At 70.7% G+C, this 22,976-nt stretch carries 13 protein-coding genes; 11 read left to right on the top strand and 2 right to left on the bottom strand.

What is annotated here, in order from left to right; genetic code table 11:
* The first annotated feature begins 314 nt into the window (after positions 1–314).
* From SRB5_RS26120 to SRB5_RS26090, 7 genes are all read left to right on the top strand, one after another.
* On the top strand, positions 315–653 hold the full coding sequence (locus SRB5_RS26120) for a YbaB/EbfC family nucleoid-associated protein (RefSeq protein WP_323378480.1): 339 nt from the start codon (positions 315–317) through the stop codon (positions 651–653).
* A 131-nt stretch (positions 654–784) separates the two neighbouring features.
* Positions 785–1,384 carry a recombination mediator RecR gene (recR, locus tag SRB5_RS26115; protein WP_323378479.1) on the top strand — a complete coding sequence of 200 codons (600 nt, stop codon included), beginning with the start codon at positions 785–787 and terminating at the stop codon, positions 1,382–1,384.
* Positions 1,377–2,039: a DUF5063 domain-containing protein gene (locus SRB5_RS26110; protein ID WP_153455868.1), complete on the top strand. Its 663-nt coding sequence runs from the start codon at positions 1,377–1,379 to the stop codon at positions 2,037–2,039. The genes recR and SRB5_RS26110 overlap by 8 nt, the downstream gene beginning before the upstream one ends.
* Before the next feature lie 138 nt (positions 2,040–2,177).
* Positions 2,178–3,452, top strand: coding sequence for an aspartate kinase (locus SRB5_RS26105; RefSeq protein ID WP_323378478.1), 1,275 nt, complete (start codon positions 2,178–2,180; stop codon positions 3,450–3,452).
* A 516-nt stretch (positions 3,453–3,968) separates the two neighbouring features.
* On the top strand, positions 3,969–4,550 hold the full coding sequence (locus SRB5_RS26100) for a SigE family RNA polymerase sigma factor (protein WP_153455888.1): 582 nt from the start codon (positions 3,969–3,971) through the stop codon (positions 4,548–4,550).
* A complete protein-coding gene (locus SRB5_RS26095) occupies positions 4,547–5,722 on the top strand; it encodes a hypothetical protein (RefSeq protein ID WP_153455866.1) in 1,176 nt (391 codons plus the stop codon). The genes SRB5_RS26100 and SRB5_RS26095 overlap by 4 nt, the downstream gene beginning before the upstream one ends.
* 163 nt (positions 5,723–5,885) lie before the next feature.
* Positions 5,886–6,701 carry an SURF1 family protein gene (locus SRB5_RS26090; protein ID WP_323378477.1) on the top strand — a complete coding sequence of 272 codons (816 nt, stop codon included), beginning with the start codon at positions 5,886–5,888 and terminating at the stop codon, positions 6,699–6,701.
* Here the strand turns inward: SRB5_RS26090 and SRB5_RS26085 are convergent.
* A complete protein-coding gene (locus SRB5_RS26085) occupies positions 6,637–8,454 on the bottom strand; it encodes a S9 family peptidase (protein WP_153455865.1) in 1,818 nt (605 codons plus the stop codon). The two genes, SRB5_RS26090 and SRB5_RS26085, sit on opposite strands and share 65 nt — an antisense overlap.
* Positions 8,455–8,774: 320 nt before the next feature.
* On the opposite strand from SRB5_RS26085, the gene SRB5_RS36740 reads away from it, so the two are divergent.
* Together SRB5_RS36740 and SRB5_RS26075 are read left to right on the top strand one after the other, a co-directional pair.
* A complete protein-coding gene (locus SRB5_RS36740; RefSeq protein WP_228390455.1) occupies positions 8,775–19,967 on the top strand; it encodes a SpaA isopeptide-forming pilin-related protein in 11,193 nt (3,730 codons plus the stop codon).
* Positions 19,968–20,043: 76 nt separating this feature from the next.
* Positions 20,044–20,655 carry a histone deacetylase gene (locus tag SRB5_RS26075; protein ID WP_323378476.1) on the top strand — a complete coding sequence of 204 codons (612 nt, stop codon included), beginning with the start codon at positions 20,044–20,046 and terminating at the stop codon, positions 20,653–20,655.
* Here the strand turns inward: SRB5_RS26075 and SRB5_RS26070 are convergent.
* A complete protein-coding gene (locus tag SRB5_RS26070; RefSeq protein ID WP_153455864.1) occupies positions 20,652–21,281 on the bottom strand; it encodes a hypothetical protein in 630 nt (209 codons plus the stop codon). The genes SRB5_RS26075 and SRB5_RS26070 overlap by 4 nt on opposite strands.
* A 180-nt stretch (positions 21,282–21,461) precedes the next feature.
* Between SRB5_RS26070 and SRB5_RS26065 the strand changes: the two genes are divergently transcribed.
* Together SRB5_RS26065 and SRB5_RS26060 are read left to right on the top strand one after the other, a co-directional pair.
* On the top strand, positions 21,462–22,418 hold the full coding sequence (locus SRB5_RS26065; RefSeq protein WP_153455863.1) for a helix-turn-helix domain-containing protein: 957 nt from the start codon (positions 21,462–21,464) through the stop codon (positions 22,416–22,418).
* 105 nt (positions 22,419–22,523) lie between these two features.
* On the top strand, positions 22,524–22,970 hold the full coding sequence (locus SRB5_RS26060; RefSeq protein WP_153455862.1) for a rhodanese-like domain-containing protein: 447 nt from the start codon (positions 22,524–22,526) through the stop codon (positions 22,968–22,970).
* Positions 22,971–22,976 lie beyond the last annotated feature (6 nt).

Here is a 22,976-nt window from a genome sequence, read left to right as displayed (position 1 = left end):
CGCGGTGGATCTGATGGCCGCCGCGGTCAACGCCGAGTACCAGCGGCCCTGGACGCCCGCCGGCTGGGCCGCGGACGGAGGACATCCCCGAGGACGACGACCCCGACCTCGACGACTCCGCCCTCTCCGGACACGACCTGATCGTCCGCGAGCTCGGGGCCACGGTGATAGAGGAGATCCCGCACAACTGACTCCTTCTCACGGCCCCCCAGGTGTCCTCCGTACGGCGTAGAGCGGCGGCGCGCGGGACCACGTAGGCTCGCAGTACCGGCGCGCAGCCGGACCGACGCAGTCGAAGGCAGGAGCGACCAGCCGTGTTTCCCGGTGGTGGGCAGCCCGATATGCAGCAGCTGCTGCAGCAGGCCCAGAAGATGCAGCAGGACCTCGTAGCCGCGCAGCAGGAGCTCGCCGAGACCCCCGTCGAGGGCAGCGCCGGCGGCGGCCTCGTCAAGGCCACGGTCACCGGATCCGGGGAGCTGAAGGCCCTGGTGATCGACCCGAAGGCCGTGGACCCCGAGGACACGGAGACGCTGGCCGACCTGGTCGTGGCCGCCGTGCGCGACGCGAACGCCGCGGCCCAGCAGCTGGCCCAGCAGAAGCTCGGCCCGCTCGCCCAGGGCCTCGGCGGCGGCCTCCCGGGCCTGCCGTTCTGAGAGCGGGGACATCCCGGACCCGCCGGACGTTTGTCAACCGGGACCGCCGGACACCGGGAAAACCCGCCGGTACCAACTAGCGTTGAGCCCCAGCCGTTTGAGCGAGGGCGTCACACCAGGGAGCAGCAGCCGTGTACGAAGGCGTCGTGCAGGACCTCATCGACGAACTGGGCAGACTGCCCGGCGTCGGTCCGAAGAGTGCGCAGCGCATCGCCTTCCACATCCTGCAGTCCGAGCCCGCGGACGTGCGCCGGCTGGCCCACGCCCTGACGGAGGTCAAGGAGAAGGTCCGGTTCTGCGCCGTCTGCGGCAACGTGGCGCAGGAGGAGCGGTGCCGGATCTGCGCCGACCCCCGCCGCGATCCCGCAGTGCTGTGCGTGGTCGAGGAGCCCAAGGACGTGGTGGCCGTCGAGCGCACCCGTGAGTTCCGCGGCCGGTATCACGTGCTCGGCGGGGCGATCAGCCCGATCGAGGGCGTGGGCCCGGACGACCTGCGGATACGGGAGCTGCTGGCCCGGCTCGCGGACGGCACCGTCACGGAGCTGATCCTGGCCACCGACCCGAATCTTGAGGGAGAAGCCACCGCCACCTATCTGGCCCGCATGGTCAAGCCCATGGGTCTGAAGGTGACGCGGCTGGCCAGCGGTCTTCCCGTGGGGGGAGACCTCGAATATGCCGACGAGGTCACGCTGGGGCGGGCCTTCGAAGGGAGGCGCTTGCTCGATGTCTGATGCCACACTCCACCAGTCCGACCAGGACCCCGACAGCTTCGCCGTGCAGATCGCCGACTCGGTCGAGAGTTTCATCGTCGCGGTGACCGAGGTCGCCAAGGGTGACGAGCCGGCGTCCGCGGTGCCGTTCCTGCTGCTGGAGGTCTCGCAGCTGCTGCTGGCCGGCGGCCGGCTGGGGGCGCACGAGGACTTCGTACCGGACGAGCGCTACGAGCCGGACACCGGCCCTGAGCCGGATCTGGACGAGCTGCGGGAGCGGTTCGCGCAGCTGCTGAAGCCGGTCGACGTCTACTCCGAGGTCTTCGACCCGTACGAGCCGCGCAAGGCGCCGGTGGCCTCCCGGATCTCCGACGACCTCGCCGACATCGTCACCGATCTGCGGCACGGGCTGGCGCACTACCGGGAGGGCCGGGTCAGCGAGGCGCTGTGGTGGTGGCAGTTCTCGTACCTGTCGAACTGGGGGACGACCGCCAGTGCGGCCCTGCGGGCGCTGCAGTCGCTGGTCGCGCACGTCCGGCTGGACCAGCCGCTCGGCGAGCTCGACGGCCTCGACACGGACACCGACGCCTCGCTGGACGACGGTGAGCTGGAGGAGGAGGCGGGCCGGGTGATGGTCGCGGAGATCGCCGAGCCGCTGGGGCTGCGTACGGTCTGAGGTCGCCCGGTCGTGTGACGTCGCCCACCTTCTTGTGTGCGTGTCTCACCTGGTGGGAAGGGAGCGCTGCTGAGCCGATCCAGCGCTCACGGCGTCAGTAGACTGAGCCGACCGACCCGACCTTTGCTAGGAGCGCACGTGGGCCTTGTCGTGCAGAAGTACGGCGGCTCGTCCGTCGCGGATGCCGACGGCATCAAGCGCGTCGCCAAGCGGATCGTGGAAGCCAAGAAGAACGGCCACCAGGTGGTCGTCGTGGTCTCCGCGATGGGCGATACGACGGACGAGCTGATCGATCTCGCCAAGAAGGTATCCCCGATCCCCGCCGGCCGTGAGTTCGACATGCTGCTGACCGCCGGGGAGCGGATCTCCATGGCCCTGCTGGCCATGGCGATCAAGAACCTCGGCCATGACGCACTCTCCTTCACCGGCAGCCAGGCCGGCGTGATCACCGACTCCGTGCACAACAAGGCGCGGATCATCGACGTCACCCCGGGCCGGATCCAGGAGGCCGTCGACAAGGGGGCGGTCGCGATCGTGGCCGGCTTCCAGGGCGTGTCGCAGTCGACGAAGGACATCACCACGCTCGGCCGCGGCGGCTCCGACACCACCGCGGTGGCGCTGGCCGTCGCGCTGAACGCCGAGGTCTGCGAGATCTACACGGACGTCGACGGGGTCTTCACCGCCGACCCGCGGGTCGTGAAGAAGGCCCGCAAGATCGACGAGATCCCGTTCGAGGACATGCTCGAGCTGGCCACCAGCGGTACGAAGGTGCTGCTGGGCCGCTGCGTGGAGTACGCCCGCCGCTACAACATGCCCATCCACGTCCGCTCCTCCTTCTCGGGGCACCAGGGCACGTGGGTGCGCAACAGGTCCGAAGGAGAAGAAGCAGGCATGGAACAGGCGATCATCTCCGGGGTGGCGCACGACACGGCCGAGGCGAAGATCACGGTCGTCGGCGTGCCCGACAAGCCGGGCGAGGCGGCGATGATCTTCCGCGCGATCGCGGACGCGGAGATCAACATCGACATGGTGGTGCAGAACGTCTCCGCCGCCGCCACGGGTCTGACGGACATCTCCTTCACGCTGCCGAAGACGGACGGCCACCGGGCGATGGAGGCGCTGACGAAGGCGCAGCCGGGCATCGGCTTCGAGTCGCTGCGCTACGACGACCAGATCGCGAAGATCTCCCTGGTCGGCGCGGGCATGCGGACGAACCCGGGTGTGACGGCGACCTTCTTCGAGGCGCTGTCGAACGCCGCGGTGAATATCGAGCTGATCTCGACGTCCGAGATCCGGATCTCGGTGGTCACGCGCGAGGACGAGGTCAAGGACGCGGTGCGCGCGGTGCACACGGCGTTCGGGCTGGACAGCGAGAGCGACGAGGCCGTGGTGTACGGGGGCACCGGCCGCTGACGCGACGACGCCGAGGGGTCCGGGACGTACGTTCCGGGCCCCTTTCGCCGTTCCCGGGGCCGGGCGGTCTTCGCGCGAGGAAACGGATCAAGGATCTCCGGAACCAAACAATCCGTATCGGATTGCCGAAACTTGACCGGTGATGATGTCTGGTTGCTGGGTGATTGCCCGTGATCTCCCGCCATATGTGTGGGAGATGTGATGGAAATGTTGGACTAGACAACTTGTAGTCGGCATATGTTTCGACCGACGATGCAGTCCCTGTCCCGGCCGCAACCGACGCGTCGGCGGGGACGTCTTTGACTGTGCCCAGCGAAGGCGGTCGTCGGATCACTGGGGGCGGAAAGAATTGGGTCGCATGAGGGTGAGGTACGCCGCGCCGAGATTGGTGCCCGGCACGTACAACCCTGCCGGGGCGGAGTGCGTCCAACAGGCGTGGCAGAAGCATTCTCTATCGCGACCCTCCCGGACCGCCCCGGGCTGCGCCCGCGGCGCCGTCCGCGCGTCCTCGAGGGCATGCCGGTGATCGCGCCCTGGCCCGCGGGCTCGGCCGCGGCGGCTCCGGCGAGCACGGCGGCCGTGGATGCGGATGCCGCGGCGGAGGGCACCACGGTCGACCATCTGACCGAGACCTACCGGCTGCACTACCGGTCGCTGCTGGGCCTGGCCGCCCTGCTCCTGGACGACACCGCCTCGTGCGAGGACGTCGTGCAGGAGGCGTTCATCCGCGTACACTCCGCCCGCAAGCGGGTGCGGGAGCCGGAGAAGACCCTCGCCTACCTGCGGCAGACCGTAGTCAATCTCTCCCGCTCGGCGCTGCGCCGCCGGATCATCGGGCTGAAGCTCCTCTCGAAGCCGATGCCCGACATGGCGAGCGCCGAGGAGGGGGCGTACGAGCAGCTGGAGCGGGACCAATTGATCAAGGCGATGCGCGGGTTGCAGCGCCGGCAGCGTGAGGTTCTGTCGCTGCGGTACTTCGCGGACATGACCGAGGCCCAGGTCGCCGAGGCGCTCGGCATCTCCCTGGGCTCGGTGAAGGCGTACGGATCACGGGGGATAGCGGCGCTGCGAGTCGCGATGGGAGCCCCGGCATCATGAGTGAGCGCAAGAAACCGGACATCCCCGGGTATGGGGACGGGTCGAACGCCTTCGCCCCCGATTCCTCCGGGGCCGGGCAGTCGTCCGCCTGGCGGGACCAGCTCTTCGCGTCCGCGCCCCGCTCCGGGGAGGACGAGGACACCGCGGCGCTGGTCACGCTGACCGGCCTTCCCGCCGGGGGCGAGGAGGACGCGCTGCGTGCCCTGCTGCACGGCGCGGTGGACGATCTGGCGCCCCGGGAGGGCGTCCTGGACCATCTGCGCTACGCCGTACCCGCGCGGCGGGCCCGGCGGCGGCAGCTGATGGTGGGCGCCGCGGCGCTGCTGGTGCTGGCGGTCGCCTCGGTGCCCGCGCTGCTGCGCACCGGCGGGATCGGCGGCGACGGCGGCCGGCCGCTGGCGGTGGCCAGCAGCCCCGCGACGCCGGAGAGCGGCGAGAGCCCCGACGGCGGGACCTCCGGCGAGGTCGGCGGCGGGGACTCCACGCACGGCGGCGGCGAACAGGGCGAGGCCACCCAGGGCCCCCACGACGGCACCGACGGCACCGGCTCGGGCGGCGGCCCGAACGGTACGAAGCCGGTCTCCGCCCCGCCCTGCAAGGCCGGCGACCTCGTCGAGGAGAGCGCCACGACGTCCCCGCCGGACAGCCGGGGGAACGTCACCGGCCAGATCAAGATGGCGAACGCCTCCTCCGCCCCCTGCTCCGTCGCGGGCGCCGGCAGCGTACGGACCGTCGCGGCTGACGCGAGGATCGACACGGCGCAGCACACGGACGGCGACGTCGCCTCCGGCCTGCTGCCCGCCGTGGCGCCGGAGCCGGAGCCGATCACGCTGGCCGCCGGCGAGGCGTACGTGCTGGCCTTTGCCTTCGTCCCCGCCCCCGAGGCCGCCGAGACCTGCCCGGCGACGGGCCCCGACACCCCCGCCCCGGGCCCGACGGAGGGGACGGACACCAACACCCCGACCGGCGATACCGGCGAGGTGCTGTCGAACACCACCACGCAGCTGATGGTCACCGACACGGGCGGCGCGAACGACGGCACCCCGCCGCCGCCCGAGACCACCGAGGTCGCGATCACGCACACCCCGGAGGGCGGCGGCCGGACCGCGACGGTGACGGTCCCGGCCACCTGCGCCGGCACGGTGTTCTACACCCCGCCGCTGGAGGGGTGAGGTCCACCACCCACCCGCCGGCGGGGTACGGCCGCGTACCGCGGTCGCGGACGCGCCGGGGACCGGGCCGCGGACCCGCCGGGACCTCACCCGCCGGGTCCGATCCCGCCGCCGCCCGGGGGGTGTGCGGACCCGCGCGTGCCGCGCGTCGTACCTTTGATGCGTGTACCGGTTCCTGGCCACCCCGCGCTGGTGGGCGATCAACGTCTTCGCCCTGCTCGCCATCCCCTTCTGCTTTTTCATGGGCAGCTGGCAGCTCGGCCGGTTCGAGGACCGCGTCGACACCCACCACCAGCAGGAACAGGCCCTGGACCCGGCCGACCGCACGGCCCGGCCGCTGGCCGCGCTGCTGCCCGTGGACAAGAACACCTCCGGCGCCGAGGCCACCGCGACCGGCCGCTGGGACACCCAGCTCCTGGTCCCCGACCGCGACCTCGACGGCCGGCGCGGCTACTACGTCCTGACGCTGCTGCGCACCGACGGCCCCGGCGGCAAGGCCCTGCCCGTCGTCCGCGGCTGGCTGCCCGGCGACGCCGACCCCGGCAAGGTCCCGGCTCCGGCGTCCGGCGACGTCACCGTGACCGGGGCCCTGCAGGCCTCGGAGAGCCAGGGCGCCCCCGGGGTCGACGCGGACGGCGGACTCCCCGAGGGCAGCATCGGCATGATCAGCGCCGCCTCGCTGATCAACATCGTCGACTACCCGGTGTACGACGCCTGGATCACCCTCACCACGCCCGACCGGGGTATGACGGCCGTCCCGCCCGCCGCCGCGCAGGGCACCGGCCTCGACCTGAAGGCGTTCCAGAACCTCGGGTACACGGCGGAGTGGTTCGTCTTCGCCGGCTTCGTGGTGTTCATGTGGTACCGCTTCTTCCGTCGCGAACTGGAGCTGGCACGGGACGTGGCGCTGGGACTCACCCCTGACGAGGCGGACCCAGATGACGAAGCGCGAAGTCGAGCTCCAGCCGCAACTGCTTGATCCGCTCCTCCACCACCAGCGAGCCGTGCCCCGCGTCGTACCGGTACACCTCGTGCGGGTGCGCGCGCTCCTCGAGCCGGTGCACGTAGTTCTCGACCTGACGGATCGGGCACCGCGGGTCGTTCACCCCCGCCGAGATGTACACCGGCGCCTTCACCCGGTCCACGTACGTCAGCGGTGACGAGGCGGCGAAGCGCTCCGGGACCTCCTCCGGCGTCCCGCCGAGCAGCGTGCGGTCCATCGCCTTCAGCGCCTCCATCTCGTCGTGGTACGCCGTGACGTAGTCCGCCACCGGCACCGCGGCCAGCCCCAGCGTCCAGTCCTCCGGCTGCGTCCCGAGTCCCAGCAGCGTCAGATACCCGCCCCACGACCCGCCGGAGAGCACCAGCCGCGCCGGGTCCGCCAGCCCCGAGGAGACCGCCCACTCCCGCACCGCGGCGATGTCCTCCAGCTCGATCAGCCCCACCCGGTGCTTGAGCGCGTCCGTCCACTCCCGCCCGTACCCCGTGGACCCGCGGTAGTTGACCCGCACCACGGCGAACCCGTGGTCCACCCAGGCCGCCGGGCCCGCCGCGAACGCGTCCGAGTCGTGCCACGTCGGGCCGCCGTGGATCTCGAAGACCGTCGGGAACGGCCCCGTCCCGGCCGGCCGCTGCACCAGCGCGTGCACCGTCCCGCCCGGACCCTCCACCCAGGCGTCCTCCACCGGCACCGACGCCGGCGGCAGCATCCCCGGCGCCTGCAGCACGACCTCGTCCCGCGTGTTGCGCACCACCGGCGGCTCGGCGGCCGACGACCACAGGAACTCCACCGTCCCGTCGGGCCGCGCCGACGCTCCCCCCACCGTCCCCGGCGGCGTCTCCAGCCGCGTCAGCTCCCCCGCCGCCAGGTCGTACCGCCACAGCTCGCTGCGCGCCTGATACATGTGCACGACCAGCAGCGCGGAGCCGTCCGGGCACCACTCGGCGGACACGTCCCCCGGCAGGTCCAGCCGCAGATCCGTGAACTCCCCCGCGACCGGGTCCCAGATCGCCGGCTCCCACCGCCCCCGCCGCTGATGCCCGACCAGCAGCCGGGCGTCCCCCGCGACCGGGGCGAAGCCCAGCACCTCCAGCCCCAGCTCCTTCTCCCCGCCCTCCGTGTCGTCCAACTCGGCCACGACGGAGCCGTCGAGCCGCAGCACCCGCAGCGCGGAGTGCATCGCATCCCCGTGCTCCGTGTGCTCGATCGCCAGCAGCGTCCCGTCGCGCGACAGGTCGCCGACGCCCGCCGACTCCCGGTGCCGGTACACCACCGAGGGCTCGCCCCCCGGCCGTACGACGTGGATCGTCGTCCCGTCCTCGTCCGTCGAGCGGCCGATCACCGCCGTCCCGTCCCGGCCCAGGGCCAGCCCCGCAGGATACGCGGGCTCGATGCCGGGCGCCGCGGGCTGGTCCTGACCCACCAGCGCGTCGGCGAAGGGCTGGCGCCGCCACACCCCGAACTCGTCCCCGTCGGTGTCGGAGAACCACCAGATCCATTCGCCGTCCGGCGTCAGCGTGCCGTCCGTCGTGCCGTTCGGCCGGTCCGTGACCTGGCGCTTCTCTCCCGTCGAACGGTCCCATGCGTACAGCTCGAACGTCCCCGTCACGTTCGACACGTACAACGACCGGTCCGGCGCGTCCTCGGCCCAGTCGGGCAGGCTGACGCGCGGCGCCCGGAACCGCTTCTCCCAGTCGGGGGTGCTCTCGGTGGACTCAGTGCTCTGGCTCATGACGCCATTGTGCTGTGACGGCCCGACATTCCGGGGGCCGGTGGTGTTCGCCTGTGGATAACCCGGGTGACGCTCTTCTGCGGGTGAATCTCCGGCCGTGCGCTGACCTGCGGGATTGCCGAATCCGTCGTATCATCCGGCGCCGCGGCCCCAGCTGCCCCGTCCCGTCGGCACCGTGGCCGCCGTCCCCGTCCCCCGGCGGGGTCGCGTAATAGGCCGGATGCCGCATCGCCTGTCATACATGCCGGTGGTATGGACCCGCTCCCCGGGAGTCGATGAGGCGTACTCCCGGGATGCGCTGACAGCCTGCCGGGGTGAGAATGCGCCCTATTGCCCGCTTAGTACGCAAAGCGCGTCGGCTGAAAGCCGCCGCGCTCGCCGCCGTCGTCACGTTCTCGGCCGTCCCAGCCATCCTGCTGGGCCCAGCCGCCGAGCCGGCCGCCGCGGCGCCTCTGCCGGGTGGGCTGGGGCCGTGTATTCCGGGCAGTTGCCCCTCACCGTTCCCGCCGGTCGGCGGCACCATCCAGGGCCGTGACAACGCCGTCAACATCTTCGTCGGCAACGACTTCCTGGTGCGTGGCGCGGCCGCGGAGGCCGAGGGCAGGGTCGTCGTCCTCAACAACTTCGACATGAACAAGGCCACCGGCGTCAGCGAGATCTACAACCTCGGTGAGGTCGGAGCCGGCTCCATGGTCCCCCCGCCGATCGGCTCCGACTGGCTGACCACCGGCGGCAACATCTCCATCGCCGCCAACCAGCGGCTGCTCGCCGAGGACGGCGTCGTACGGTACGCGGGCGCGCTCACCGGACCCGGCCAGGTGCTCGCCACCACGGTCCACGACCCCGCCGCCGCGAACCCGTACATCCCCCTGCGGGACCAGCTGACCGACGCGAGCCAGTGTTACGCCCGGGTGGACGGCGCGCCGCGGCCCCCGACGGGGACGGCGGTCAATCAGGGCTACCAGACGCTGTTCACCGGTGACGGCACGTCGATGCTCCAGATCTTCAACATCGACTTCGACATCGCCGCGGCCGGCGGCGGCCAGCAGGGCATCACCTTCGAGAACATCCCGCCGGGCGCGACGATCCTGGTCAACGTCTTCGGCGCCACCCGGACGATCAACTCCTACAGCGGCTCGCTCGTGGACCCGCCCGGCCCGTCCTCCGACCCGCTGAACGCCTACCGCGAGAAACTGCTGTGGAACTTCCCCGACGCCACCGCGGTGAACATCGCCGGTACGGGACAGTTCCAGGGCAGCGTCCTGTCCGGCGCGCAGGCGTCAATGACGACGGTGACGGCACCGGGCTTCAACGGCCGTATGCTCGCGACCGGTTCACTCACCCACACCAACTCGCCCACGGGCGGCGGCGGCCAGGAGTTCCACGCCTATCCCTTCACCGGCGACCTCCCCGACTGCGCGGCCCCCGTGACCACGGGCGACGTCAGCGTCCTGAAGCTGGACGCGGACACCCGCGAGCCGCTGGCCGGCGCACAGTTCCAGCTCTGGGAGGAGACCAACGGCGTCGCGGGCCTGCAGACGTCGGGCGCCACCCCGGACACCCCGGTCGGCACCCCCTGTACGACGGGTCCCGACGGCCTCTGCTCGCGCAACGTCGAGGTCGGCACGTACTACTGGGAGGAGACGGCTCCGCCGCCGGGCTACGACCTGCCGGATCCGGCGGTCTTCGGCCCGCTGGTGCTGACGGAGGACAACGCGTCGCAGGGGGTCCGGGTCGAGGCGCTCGACACGGCGACCACGGGTGACGTGCGGGTCGTGAAGCGGGACGCGGAGACGGGGGACGTGCTGGAGGGCGCGGAGTTCCAGTTGTGGGAGGAGACGAACGGGGTTCCGGGGCTGCAGACGTCGGGGGCGAATGCGGATACGCCGGTGGGCTCTCCGTGTACGACGGGTGTGGACGGGATCTGTTCGGCGACGGTGGGGCTGGGGACGTACTACTGGGAGGAGACGGCTCCGCCGCCGGGCTTCGACCTGCCGGATCCGTCGGTGTTCGGCCCGCTGATTCTGACCTCGGACAACGCGTCCGTGGGGGAGTCGGTCGACGCTCTTGACGTGGCTACGACAGGCAACGTGACGGTCGTGAAGCGGGATCTCGCGAACGGGGACACCCTCGCCGACGCCGTCTTCCAGCTGTGGCAGGAGACGAACGGGACGCCGGGGCTGCAGACGTCGGGCGCCGATCCGGACACTCCGGTCGGTGGGCCGTGTACGACGGGTCCCGACGGCGTCTGCTCGGAGAACGTGGGGCTGGGCACGTACTACTGGGAGGAGACGTCGGCCCCGCCGGGCTTCGACCTGCCGGATCCGGCGATCTTCGGTCCGCTGGAGTTGACCTCCGAGAACGCTTCCGCGGGTGTGTCGGTCGACGCCTTCGACGCGGCGACCACGGGTGACGTGCGGGTCGTGAAGCGGGACGCGGAGACGGGGGACGTGCTGGAGGGCGCGGAGTTCCAGTTGTGGGAGGAGACGAACGGGGTTCCCGGGCTGCAGACTTCGGGGGCCGATCCGGACACTCCTGTCGGTGGGCCGTGTACGACGGGTGTGGACGGGATCTGTTCGGCGACGGTGGGGCTGGGGACGTACTACTGGGAGGAGACGGCTCCGCCGCCGGGCTTCGACCTGCCGGATCCGTCGGTGTTCGGCCCGCTGATTCTGACCTCGGACAACGCGTCCGTGGGGGAGTCGGTCGACGCCTTGGACACGCGGACTACGGGCAACATCACGGTGGTCAAGCGGGATGCCGCGACGGGTGACCCGCTCGACGGCGCCGTCTTCCAGCTGTGGCAGGAGACCAACGGCATCCCCGGCCTGCAGACCACCGGCGGGAACCCGGACACGGAGGTCGGTGGTCCCTGTACGACGGGTGCGGACGGCATCTGCACGGCCAACGTCGGTCTCGGCACGTACTACTGGGAGGAGACGTCGGCCCCGCCCGGCTTCGACCTGCCGGACCCGGCGATCTTCGGTCCGCTGGACCTGACGTCGGAGAACGCCTCCACGGGCGTGTCGATCGACGTCGACGACGCTCGCACCATGGGCGATGTCACGGTCGTCAAGAAGGACGCGGCGACCGGAGACACCCTGGCGGGTGCGGTGTTCCAGTTGTGGCAGGAGACGAACGGGATTCCCGGTCTGCAGACCGACGGCGCGACCCCGGATACCGAGGTCGGTACGCCGTGTACGACGGGTACGGACGGTATCTGCACGGCGAATGTCGGTCTGGGGACGTATTACTGGGAGGAGACGGCGGCTCCGGAGGGCTTCGACCTGCCGGATCCCGCGGTGTTCGGTCCGCTGGACCTGACCTCCGAGAACGCGTCCGCCGGTGTGTCGGTCGATGCGCTCGATGCCCGCACCATGGGTGACGTCACGGTGGCGAAGCGGGACGCGGAGACGGGGGGCGTGCTCGAGGGTGCGGTGTTCCAGTTGTGGGAGGAGACCAACGGGATTCCTGGTCTGCAGACCACTGGTGTCGATGCCGATACTCCGGTGGGTTCTCCCTGTACGACGGGTGCGGACGGCATCTGCACGGCCAACGTCGGTCTCGGCACGTACTACTGGGAGGAGACGACGGCTCCGCCGGGCTTCGACCTGCCGGACCCGGCGATCTTCGGTCCGCTGGAGCTGACCTCCGAGAACGCTTCCGCCGGTGTGTCGATCGATGTGAATGACTCCCGCACGTTGGGCGATGTCTCGGTGGTGAAGCGGGACGCCGACAACAACGATCCTCTTGCCGACGCCGTCTTCCAGCTGTGGCAGGAGACCAACGGCATCCCCGGTCTGCAGACCGACGGCGCCACCCCGGACACTCCCGTCGGCGGACCCTGCACGACGGGTACGGACGGTACGTGCTCGGCGAATGTCGGTCTGGGGACGTATTACTGGGAGGAGACGGCGGCTCCGCCCGGCTTCGATCTCCCTGACCCCGCGGTGTTCGGTCCGCTGGAGCTGACCGCCGAGAACGCATCTGTGGGCGTGTCCGTCGACGCGCTGGACTCGCGCACCATGGGTGACGTCACGGTCGTGAAGCGGGACGCGGACACGGGTGACACCCTGGCCGGCGCGGTGTTCCAGTTGTGGCAGGAGACGAACGGGATTCCTGGTCTGCAGACCACTGGTGTCGATGCGGACACTCCGGTGGGCTCTGCCTGTACGACGGGTACGGACGGCATCTGTACGGCCAACGTCGGTCTGGGCACGTACTACTGGGAGGAGACGGCGGCTCCGGAGGGCTTCGACCTGCCGGATCCCGCGGTGTTCGGTCCGTTGGAGCTGACCTCCGAGAATGCCTCTGTGGGCGTGTCCGTCGACGCGCTGGACTCGCGCACCATGGGTGACGTCACGGTGGTGAAGCGGGACGCGGATACGGACGATCCGCTTGAGGGCGCGGTGTTCCAGCTGTGGCAGGAGACGAACGGGATTCCTGGTTTGCAGACCACTGGTGTCGATGCTGATACTCCGGTGGGTTCTGCCTGTCCGACGGGTACGGACGGCGTCTGCACGGCGAATGTCGGTCTCGGCACGTACTACTGGGAGGAGACGGCGGCCCCGCCGGGCTTCGACCTTCCTGACCCTGCTGTCTTCGGTCCGCTGGAGCTGACTGCCGACAACGCCTCCGTGGGCGTGTCCGTCGATGCGCTCGACTCGCGCACCATGGGTGACGTCACGGTGGTGAAGAGGGATGCCGAGACCGGCGGGACGCTTGAGGGTGCGGTGTTCCAGCTGTGGCAGGAGACCAACGGTATTCCCGGCCTGCAGACCGATGGGGCTGACCCGGACACGGCGGTCGGGACACCGTGCACGACGGGCACGGACGGCGTTTGCACGGCGAACGTTGGCCTGGGGACGTACTACTGGGAGGAGACGGCGGCTCCGCCGGGCTTCGACCTGCCGGACCCGGCGATCTTCGGTCCGCTGGAGCTGACGTCGGAGAACGCGTCCCAGGGCGTGTCGATCGACGTGAACGATTCCCGCACGTTGGGCGATGTCTCGGTGGTGAAGCGGGACGCGGACACGAATGACCCGCTTGAGGGTGCGGTGTTCCAGTTGTGGCAGGAGACGAACGACATTCCCGGTCTGCAGACCACGGGTGCGACTCCGGATACGCCGATCGGCGGCCCCTGCACGACGGGCACGGACGGTACCTGCTCGGCCAATGTGGGGCTGGGGACGTACTACTGGGAGGAGACGGCGGCTCCGGAGGGCTTCGACCTGCCGGATCCCGCTGTTTTCGGTCCGCTGGAGCTGACTGCCGACAACGCTTCTGCGGGCGTGACCACTGATGCCCTGGACTCCCGGACCATGGGTGACGTCTCGGTGGTGAAGAAGGATGCCGAGACCGGCGGGACGCTTGAGGGTGCGGTGTTCCAGCTGTGGCAGGAGACGAACGGGATTCCCGGTCTGCAGACCACCGGCGCGACCCCGGATACCGAGGTCGGTACGCCGTGTACGACGGGCACGGATGGTGTGTGCTCGGCCAATGTGGGTCTCGGTACCTATTACTGGGAGGAGACGGCGGCTCCGCCGGGCTTCGATCTGCCGGACCCGGCGATCTTCGGTCCGCTGGAGCTGACGTCGGAGAACGCTTCTACGGGTGTGTCGATCGACGTGAACGATTCCCGCACGTTGGGCGATGTCTCGGTGGTGAAGCGGGACGCGGACACCAATGACCCGCTTGAGGGTGCGGTGTTCCAGTTGTGGCAGGAGACCAACGACATTCCCGGTCTGCAGACCACGGGTGCGACCCCGGACACTCCGATCGGCGGCCCCTGCACGACGGGTACGGACGGGACGTGCTCGGCGAACGTGGGCTTGGGTACGTACTACTGGGAGGAGACGACGGCTCCGCCGGGCTTCGACCTGCCTGATCCTGCGGTCTTCGGTCCGCTGGAGCTGACCTCCGAGAACGCGTCCCAGGGCGTGTCCGTCGATGCGCTCGACTCGCGCACCATGGGCGATGTCTCGGTGGTGAAGCGGGACGTGGACACGAATGACCCGCTTGAGGGTGCGGTGTTCCAGCTGTGGCAGGAGACGAACGGGATTCCCGGCCTGCAGACTGATGGCGCCGACCCGGACACCGCCGTCGGTACCCCCTGTACGACCGGCGTGGACGGACTCTGTACGGCCAACGTGGGTCTGGGGACGTACTACTGGGAGGAGACGGCGGCCCCCGAGGGCTTCGACCTTCCCGATCCCGCTGTCTTCGGTCCGCTGGAGCTGACCTCCGAGAACGCCTCCGCGGGTGTGTCGGTCGACGCCCTGGACGCCCGGACCACGGGCGATGTCTCGGTCGTCAAGAAGGATGCCGACACCGGCGCCCTCCTCGCCGGCGCGGAGTTCCAGCTGTGGCAGGAGACCAACGGCGTTCCCGGTCTGCAGACCGATGGCACTGACCCGGATACTCCGGTCGGTACGCCGTGTACGACCGGTGCGGACGGTGTCTGCTCGGCCAATGTGGGTCTGGGCACGTACTACTGGGAGGAGACCGCCGCCCCCACGGGCTACGACCTCCCGGAACCTGCCGTGTTCGGTCCGCTGGAGCTGACCTCCGAGAACGCCTCCGAGGGTGTGTCCGTCGACGCCTTGGACACCCGTACGACCGGTGGTGTCACGGTGGTCAAGAAGGACGCCGCGACGGGCGAGACCCTTGCCGGCGCGGTGTTCCAGCTGTGGGAGGAGACGAACGGCGTCGAGGGGCTGCAGACCGACGGTCCGGATCCGGACACGGCGGTCGGTGATCCCTGTACGACGGGTACGGACGGTGTCTGCTCCAGCATCGTGGAGCCCGGTACCTACTACTGGCAGGAGACGACGGCTCCGCCGGGCTTCGATCTGCCGGATCCTGCCGTCTTCGGCCCGCTGGTCGTGACGCCGGAGAATGCCACCGAGGGTGTGTCGGTCGACGCCTTGGACGCCCGGACCATGGGTGACGTCACGGTCGTGAAGAAGGATGCCGAGACGGGTGGCACGCTTGAGGGTGCGGTGTTCCAGCTGTGGCAGGAGACGAACGGCGTCGAGGGTCTTCAGACCGATGGGGCTGACCCGGACACTGCGGTCGGTACGCCGTGTACGACGGGTACGGACGGTGTCTGTACGGTCAACGTTGGCCTGGGCACGTACTACTGGGAGGAGACGACGGCTCCGCCGGGCTTCGACCTGCCGGATCCGGCGATCTTCGGTCCCCTGGAGCTGACCTCCGAGAACGCTTCCGCGGGTGTGTCGATCGATGTGAATGACTCCCGCACGTTGGGCGATGTCTCGGTGGTGAAGCGGGACGCGGACACGAATGACCCGCTTGAGGGTGCGGTGTTCCAGCTGTGGCAGGAGACCAACGAGATTCCCGGTCTGCAGACGGATGGGGCTGCGCCGGACACTCCGATCGGCGGCCCCTGCACGACGGGCACAGACGGCACGTGCTCGGCGAACGTGGGCTTGGGTACGTACTACTGGGAGGAGACGACGGCTCCGCCGGGCTTCGATCTGCCGGATCCCGCTGTCTTCGGTCCGTTGGAGCTGACCGCCGAGAACGCGTCCCAGGGCGTGTCCGTCGATGCGCTCGACTCGCGCACCATGGGTGATGTCACGGTGGTTAAGCGGGACGCGGCGACTGGTGACCCGCTTGAGGGCGCGGTGTTCCAGCTGTGGCAGGAGACCAACGGTGTCGAGGGTCTTCAGACCGACGGTGCCGACCCGGACACTGCGGTCGGTACGCCGTGTACGACCGGTACGGACGGTGTCTGTACGGCCAACGTGGGTCTCGGTACGTACTACTGGGAAGAGACCGCAGCGCCCAGCGGCTTCGACCTGCCGGATCCCGCTGTCTTCGGTCCGTTGCAGCTGACCGCCGAGAACGCCACCGAAGGTGTGACGGTCGACGCGAACGACACCCGTACGACCGGTGGCGTGACCGTGGTGAAGCGGGACGAGGCGACCGGTGAGACGCTCGCCGGCGCGGTGTTCCAGCTGTGGGAGGAGACGAACGGGATCGAGGGTCTGCAGACCGATGGTGTCGATCCGGACACCCAGGTGGGCACTCCCTGTACGACGGGTACGGACGGTGTCTGTACGGCCGATGTGGGGCTCGGTACGTACTACTGGGAGGAGACCGCGGCCCCGGAGGGCTTTGACCTGCCGGATCCCGCGGTGTTCGGGCCCCTGGTCCTGACCTCCGAGAACGAGTCCCAGGGCGTGACCGTCGACGCGTTCGACTCGCGCACCATGGGTGACGTCACGGTGGTGAAGCGGGACGCGGATACGAACGATCCGCTTGAGGGCGCTGTGTTCCAGTTGTGGGAGGAGACGAACGGCGTCGAGGGGCTGCAGACCGATGGTCCGGATCCGGACACTGCGGTCGGTACGCCGTGTACGACGGGTACGGACGGTGTCTGTACGGCCAACGTGGGGCTCGGTACGTACTACTGGGAGGAGACCGCGGCTCCCGAAGGCTTCGACCTGCCCGATCCCGCGGTGTTCGGGCCGCTGGAGCTGACGTCGGAGAACGCCACCGAGGGTGTGTCCGTCGACGCACTCGACTCGCGCACCATGGGTGATGTCACGGTCGTGAAGAAGGACGCCGAGACCGGTGCCCTCCTCGCCGGCGCGGTGTTCCAGTTGTGGCAGGAGACGAACGGCGTCGAGGGTCTGCAGACGGATGGTGCTGATGCGGACACCGCGGTCGGTACGCCGTGTACGACGGGTACGGACGGTGTCTGTACGGCCAACGTGGGGCTCGGCACGTACTACTGGGAGGAGACGGCCGCTCCCGAGGGCTATGACCTGCCGGAGCCCGCGGTGTTCGGTCCGCTCGAGCTGACCTCCGAGAACGCCTCCCAGGGCGTGTCCGTCGACGCCTTGGACACGCGGACGACCGGTGGCGTGACGGTGGTGAAGCGGGACGAAGCGACTGGTGAACCCCTTGCCGGCGCGGTGTTCCAGCTGTGGGAGGAGACCAACGGCGTCGAGGGTCTGCAGACCGGCGGCGCCGACCCGGACACGCCGGTCGGTGACCCCTGTACGACCGGTACGGACGGTGTCTGCTCCAGCGTCGTGGAGCCCGGTACGTACTACTGGGAGGAGACCGCGGCACCGGAAGGTTTCGATCTTCCCGATCCTGCGGTCTTCGGGCCCCTGGTCCTGACGGCGGAGAACGCGTCCGAAGGCGTGACGATCGACGCCTTTGACACCCGGACCACGGGTGATGTGACGGTCGTGAAGCGGGACGCGGACACGAACGACCCGCTTGAGGGTGCCGTGTTCCAGCTGTGGCAGGAGACGAACGGGATCGAGGGTCTGCAGACGGATGGTGCTGATGCGGACACTGCGGTCGGTACACCGTGTACGACGGGTACGGACGGCGTCTGCACGGCCAACGTCGGGCTCGGCACGTACTACTGGGAGGAGACCGCGGCGCCGGAAGGCTATGACCTCCCCAACCCCGCCGTCTTCGGTCCGCTGGAGCTGACCTCGGAGAACGCGTCCCAGGGTGTGACCGTCGATGCCCTCGACGCTGCCACCACGGGCGATGTCTCCGTGGTCAAGCGGGATGCCGCGACCGGTGACCCGCTTGAGGGTGCGGTGTTCCAGCTGTGGCAGGAGACGAACGGGATCGAGGGTCTGCAGACGGATGGTGCTGATGCGGACACCCCGGTCGGTACGCCGTGTACGACGGGTACGGACGGCGTGTGCTCGGCCAATGTGGGTCTGGGTACGTACTACTGGGAGGAGACGTCGGCTCCCGAGGGCTTCGACCTCCCCGATCCCGCGGTCTTCGGCCCGCTGGAGCTGACCGCCGAGAACGCGTCCCAGGGCGTGTCCGTCGATGCCCTGGACACCCGTACCACCGGTGATGTCAGGGTGGTGAAGAAGGACGCCGAGACCAGTGACACGCTCGAGGGCGCGGTGTTCCAGCTGTGGGAGGAGACCAACGGCGTCGCCGGTCTCCAGACCACAGGTACGGACCCGGATACCGCGGTCGGCGGTCCGTGTACGACCGGTACGGACGGCGTCTGCTCGGCCGACGTGGTTCTGGGGACGTACTACTGGGAGGAGACGTTGGCCCCCGCGGGCTTCGACCTCCCCGACCCCGCCGTCTTCGGCCCGCTCGAGCTGACCGCCGAGAACGCCTCCGAGGGCATCTCGATCGACGTGAACAACTCCCGCACCACGGGCGACCTGACGGTCGTGAAGCGGGATGTCGAGACCGGTGACCCCCTGGACGGCGCCGTCTTCCAGCTCTGGGAGGAGACCAACGGCGTCGAGGGTCTGCAGACCGACGGCGCCGACCCGGACACTACGGTCGGTACGCCGTGTACGACCGGTACGGACGGGGTCTGCTCGGCGAATGCGGGTCTGGGGACGTACTACTGGGAGGAGACGTCGGCCCCCGCGGGCTTCGACCTCCCCGACCCCGCCGTCTTCGGGCCCCTGGTCCTGACGTCGGAGAACGCCTCCGAGGGCATCTCGATCGTCGTCAACGACTCGCGCACCACGGGCGACGTGAGCGTCGTGAAGAAGGACGCCGAGACGGGTGACCCCTTGGACGGCGCCGTCTTCCAGCTGTGGCAGGAGTCGAACGGCGTCGAGGGTCTGCAGACCAACGGCTCCAGCCCCGACACTCCGATCGGCGGGCCCTGCACGACGGGTACGGACGGGGTGTGCTCGGCGAACGTGGGCCTGGGTACGTACTACTGGGAGGAGACGGCCGCCCCCGCGGGCTTCGACCTGCCCGATCCCGCTGTCTTCGGCCCGCTCGAGCTGACCGCCGAGAACGCCTCCCAGGGCGTCTCGATCGACGCCAACGACACCCGCACCACCGGCAACGTCCGCGTCGTGAAGAAGGACGCGGCCACCGGTGACCCGCTCGCCGGCGCCGTCTTCCGGCTGTGGCGGGAGAGCAACGGCGTCGAGGGTCTGCAGACCGACGGCGAGAACCCCGACACCCCGGTCGGCGACCCCTGCACCACCGGCACCGACGGCGTCTGCGCCGACACCGTGGGCCTGGGGACGTACTACTGGGAGGAGACGGCCGCGCCCGAGGGCTTCGACCTGCCGGATCCCGCGGTCTTCGGGCCCCTGGTCCTGACCTCGGAGAACGCCGGCGACGGCGTGTCGGTCGACGCCAACGACACCCGTACCCCCGAGCGGAAGGGATCGCTGAAGCTGCTCAAGACCGACAGCTCCAACGACAACCCCCTCGGCGGCGCCGTGTTCGAGCTCTGGCGCGAGAGCAACGGCGTGCCGGGGCTGCAGACCGACGGCAGCGATCCCGACACCCTCGTCGACCCGGGCTGCGCCACCGACCCCGACGGTGTGTGTCTCTTCCCGGACCTCTCGCTCGGCGAGTACTACCTCCGCGAGACCGCCGTCCCGGACGGGTTCGTCCTGCCCGACCCGGACGTCTTCGGCCCGTACGAGGTGACCGACAGCCCGGAGCCCCTCCTGGTGACCGTCGGGAACAAGCCGGAGGAGCCGTGCAAGGGGAAGGACTGCCCGTAGGCCGCAGGGCCACCGTACGAAGGACCCGTCCGGCATCGGGCGGGTCCTTCCCGTCGCCCGGGAAGGGGAGATCACGGTGACCGACGTCTGGTACGTCGCGTACGGCTCCAACATGCACCGCGAGCGCCTGACCTGCTACCTCACCGGCGGCACCCCCGAAGGCGCCGCCCGCCCCCATCCCGGCGCCCGGGACCCCCGTCCGCCCCGGCGGGCCGTGCCGGTGGAGCCGGCGGGGGAGATGTACTTCGCGCAGGAGTCCGACCTCTGGGGCGGTGGGCGCGCGTTCTACGACCCGGCGGCCCGGGGCGTGGTGTGGGGGCGGGCGTATCTCATGGGCGCCGGGCAGTTCGCCGACATCGCCGCGCAGGAGATGGGCCGCGCACCGGGGCGGGACCTCGACCTCGGCGGGGTGCTGGCCACGGGGCGGGACGCGCTCGGCCCCGGGCGGTACGAGACGCTCGTCCACCCGGGGGATCTCGAGGGGGCACCCCTGCTGACGTTCACCGCCCCCTGGGGGCTGGCCGACGCCGACCTCAACGCCCCCTCCGAGGCGTATCTGCGGCACCTGGGCCGGGGGCTGCTCGAGGCCGGCGGACGGGACACGCCGGCCGTCGCCGCCTACCTCGCGGGACGGCCGGGGGCGGCGGGGCGGTGGAGCGCGGAGGAGGTGGAGCGGCTGCTGCGCTAGCGGCGGCAGTCCCTCACCGGGTCCACGTTCTTCACGTAACGCGCCGGGACGAACCCGGGGTTGCCGGCCAGCTTGAACCAGATCCCGTTGCCGTACACGTCACGCCCCGCGACCTTGCACTTGATCCCGGCCTGCTCCCCCCGCGCCAGCACATTGATCGCCGGGTTGATGTGCCACACGGAGTCCAGCACCAGCACCCCGCCCTTCGCCGTGACGACCGCCCGCGCGGCGCCCGGCGGATACGTCAGCCCGCTGACCGGGGGCTCCCAGCCGTGGCCGGAGTTGTCCGGGAACCAGCCGCCGCGGTCCGAGGAGCCGGACAGGTCGGCGGTGTCCGGGGAGTCGGCGGAGTCCGTCCCGGAAGAGCCCCCCGCACCCCCGCGCGGCACCCCGTCGTCCGCTCCCCGCCCCGACTCGCTGAGCGCCTTCGCCGACCGCTCGCCCTCCCCGGCCGGCGGCCCCTGCTGCCACGCGGCGACCGCCATGAACCCGATGCCGCTCAGCACCACCGCCCCCGCCGCCAGGCCGGCCAGCACCTTGGGCGTGCGCAGCCGCCGGAGCAGATATCCCGGCATCAGCCGCTCGGGCCACTCGAATGTCATCAGCTTCGTCAGCTTGCCGGGCATCGCAGCACCCCTCGCGTCAGTCGTACGTATGCCGCATGCCTGCCTCCCGGCGCGCGGGGGGACACGGTCCGGGGGCGTGCGTCGCCCGTTCGGCCCGCCAGGAGTACGCGGTCGGCCCAGTACCGCGGTGAACTGGGGGGTTGCGCATACCATGGCCGCCTCTTCGATCGGGGGTGCGACATGCCGCATACGGTCGCCGTACTGGCGTTCGACGGAATGGCGCCGTTCGAGCTGGGCGTCGTGGTCGAGGTCTTCGGCCTCGAACGGCCGGAGCTCGCGGAGCTCGACTGGTACGAGCTGCGCGTCTGCGCCGAGGAGCCCGGGCGGGAGCTGGCGGCGGTCGGCGGCTTCGGGCTGCGGGCCCGGTACGGGCTGGACGTGCTGGCGGCGGCGGACACCGTGATCGTGCCGGGGGCCACGGGGGAGGTGTCGCCGGCGCTCGTGGGGGCGCTGCGGGCGGCGCACGCGCGGGGCGCGCGGCTGGTGTCGATCTGCTCCGGCGCGTTCGCGCTGGCCGCGACGGGGCTGCTGGACGGGCGGCGGGCGACGACGCACTGGCGGTACGCGGGGCGGCTCGCGGAGCGGTATCCGCTGGTCGAGGTGGATCCGGACGTGCTGTACGTGGACAACGGCGACGTGCTGAGCAGCGCGGGGAGCGCGGCGGGGATCGACCTGTGCCTGTATCTCGTACGGGCCGACCACGGCGCCGCGGTGGCGAACACCGTCGCGCGGCGGTTCGTCGTGCCGCCGCACCGGGAGGGCGGGCAGGCGCAGTTCGTCGAGGCCGCCGTGGCCCCCGTGGGGCCGGGGGACGACGGGGTGGCGCGGAGTATGGCGTGGGCGCTGGGGCGGCTGCGGGCGCCGCTGACGGTGGCGGGGCTGGCGCGGGAGGCGGGGATGTCGGAGCGGTCGTATCTGCGGCACTTCGCGCGGCGGACGGGGGTGAGTCCGATGCGGTGGGTGGTGTCGCAGCGGGTGGCGGCGAGTCTGCCGCTGCTGGAGGCGGGGGCGGGGTCGGTGGAGGAGGTGGCGGGGGCGGTGGGGTTCGAGAGCGCGGCGACGTTCCGGCATCACTTCGGGAGGGTCATGCGGACGACCCCGTCGGGGTATCGGAGGGCGTTCGCGGGGCGGGGGTGAGTGGCGGGATCTTCACGCACACCGGCGTTCACGCCACTCGCGCAGCCCGGCCGTGCGCGCCGAAGATGATCCCGTAACCCCGTACACCCCGACCGGGAGCGCCCCATGACCACCTTCGCCGTATCCCCCGCCGACGCCGTCGCCCACTACGCCGCGCGCCTGGCCCACGAGGCCGACGTCGCCGACGTGCACGCCGACCTCGAGGCCGGCGTCCCCGGGCTCGTCGTCGTGGACTCGCGCGGTGACGACGCCTGGGCGCAGGGCCACATCCCCGGTGCGCTGCACATCCCCACCGCCCGGATTCCGGAGCTCGCCCCCGCGCTGATCCCCGACGGGGCGGCCGTCGTCACGTACTGCTGGGGCCCCGGCTGCAACGGCGCCACCCGCGCCGCCCTGGCCTTCGCCCGGCTGGGGTACCCGGTGAAGGAGATGCTGGGCGGCTTCGAGTACTGGGTCCGCGAGGGCCTCACGTACACCACCCCCACCGGCCCCACCCGCCGCCCGGCGGACGACCTCACCGCCCCGCGCACGGGGGCCTCCTGCGCCTGCTGAGGTGAG

Source organism: Streptomyces smaragdinus (assembly GCF_009604385.1).
Lineage (GTDB): Bacteria > Actinomycetota > Actinomycetes > Streptomycetales > Streptomycetaceae > Streptomyces > Streptomyces smaragdinus.
The sequence above is the reverse complement of the archived record's forward strand: the minus strand, read 5'-3'. Positions and strand labels throughout refer to the sequence as shown.